The following is a 1572-nucleotide window of genomic DNA, read 5'->3' as shown; positions in this document are numbered from 1 at the left end:
CAGGGCGGTGCTGCGGTCGGCGCCTGGCCGGATGCCGAGCTTGTTTGAACCGCCCTGGATCGAGTGGAGACCTCGTTCAGGCCACCTCGGGGATGAAGGTAGCCGTGGGGCGCAGCTCACGGTAGCGCGTCTCGTACTCGATCGGCGAGAGATAGTCGATCGACGAATGCAACCGGTCCGCGTTGAACCAGCGGACCCAGTCGGCGGTCTCCCGCTCGACCTCGGCTCGGCCGGACCATGACTGCGTCCGGTTGATCAGTTCTGTTTTGTAGAGCCCGATGGTCGATTCCATGAGGGCATTGTCGAGGGCGTCCCCGACGCTGCCGATAGAACCGGCGATCCCGGACTCGACCAGAGACTCGGTGAAGGCAAGGGACGTGTATTGACTTCCGGCATCGGAGTGATGGACCAATCCTGTTGATGTGAAACGGAAATCAGTCCTTCTTCTCGTGAACAGCGCTTGCTCGAGAACACCGCTGACCAACGGTGTGGACTTCGTCGTCATCACCCGCCAACCCAGAATCCGACGCGAGAAGACGTCGACGCAGAACGCGGTGTACACGAACCCGGCCAACGTCCAGCAGTAGGTGAAATCGGCCACCCACCACTGATCCGGGCGTTGCGGTGCGGCCCAGTTCCGCTCGATCAAATCCGGATGCCGGGGCGCTCGCTCATCGCGCTCGGTGGTGACCGTGCGGCGTCTGCCGCGGACCGCGCCGGTGATGCCGGTGATCGACATCAGCCGGGCTACCTGATCGCGGCCGATCTGGTGACCAGCGCGTTTCATCGCGTGCCACATCTTGCGGACACCGTAGACCCGCCGATTGGCCACATACACCGCGTGCACGGCATTCGCGGCGTAGGCGTCGGCCAGCTCGGCGGCGGAGACACGTCCGCGGGCCTTGGCCTTGTAGTAGGTGGACGGGGCGATACTGATGCCGTGCTCGGTGAGCACGGCACAGACCGGGTCGACCCCGAAGCGGTAGCGGTGGGCGTCGATGTAGTCGACGATCACCGCAGTCGGCGGTCGACCTCCGCCGCCGCGAAAAACGCACTCGCCGTCTTCAAAATCTCATTGGCCCTGCGTAATTCGGCGTTTTCCTTACGTAGTCGACGCACCTCGTCGAGGCCGGCATCGCTGTCCGACGTCGAGACGGTCGGGAAATCCTTTCGCTCCGCGGCTTCGATCCAGTTCCGCAACGTCGCCGGCGCGATGTCGAGCAGCTCGCCGACATGGCGTCGGGCGGCGATCTTCGAGCCTCCGTGTTCGGCGATCCGGTCCCGGTACATCCGGACCGCACGCTCCTGAGTCTCCGCGTCGTACTTCCTCGGTGCAGGCATACCAGCATTCTCCTTGTCAGATCAGGAGCCTCCACCTCGACCAGGGCGGTTCACTACTCCGTGCCCGCCCAGCAGGTTCGGGCCGGGCAGCGGGTCCAGCTCCAGGTCGACGGCGAGGTGGTCACCATCCGCGCCATCGGGGCCGAGGGTGCCGGCTGGCTCGCCACCCATCCCCGGGCCCGGCAACGCGGGTCCTGGGTGGTCGACCAATCACATTGGGATGGGCTGCCC

General features: G+C 65.1%; 2 protein-coding genes and 1 other annotated feature. Of the genes, one reads left to right on the top strand and one right to left on the bottom strand.

Features of this window, described 5'->3' with window-relative positions:
- Positions 1-76 precede the first annotated feature (76 nt).
- Positions 77-1341, bottom strand: a protein-coding gene (locus WAW17_RS01480; RefSeq protein WP_422331258.1) for an IS3 family transposase whose coding sequence is annotated in 2 segments (ribosomal slippage) — positions 77-1044 and positions 1044-1341 — 1266 coding nt in all. Because the reading frame shifts where the segments join, the coding sequence is not laid out codon by codon here.
- Positions 923-1054, bottom strand: a sequence feature (AL1L pseudoknot). Its footprint overlaps the gene before it by 132 nt.
- Here WAW17_RS01480 and WAW17_RS01475 point away from each other — a divergent pair.
- Positions 1234-1572 (top strand): Mu transposase domain-containing protein (locus WAW17_RS01475; protein ID WP_422331257.1); only part of this gene is annotated, 339 nt, incomplete at its 3' end. The two genes, WAW17_RS01480 and WAW17_RS01475, sit on opposite strands and share 108 nt — an antisense overlap.

It is taken from the genome of Rhodococcus sp. (in: high G+C Gram-positive bacteria), assembly GCF_049286785.1.
Classification (GTDB): Bacteria; Actinomycetota; Actinomycetes; order Mycobacteriales; family Mycobacteriaceae; genus Rhodococcus_F.
The sequence above is the reverse complement of the archived record's forward strand: the minus strand, read 5'-3'. Positions and strand labels throughout refer to the sequence as shown.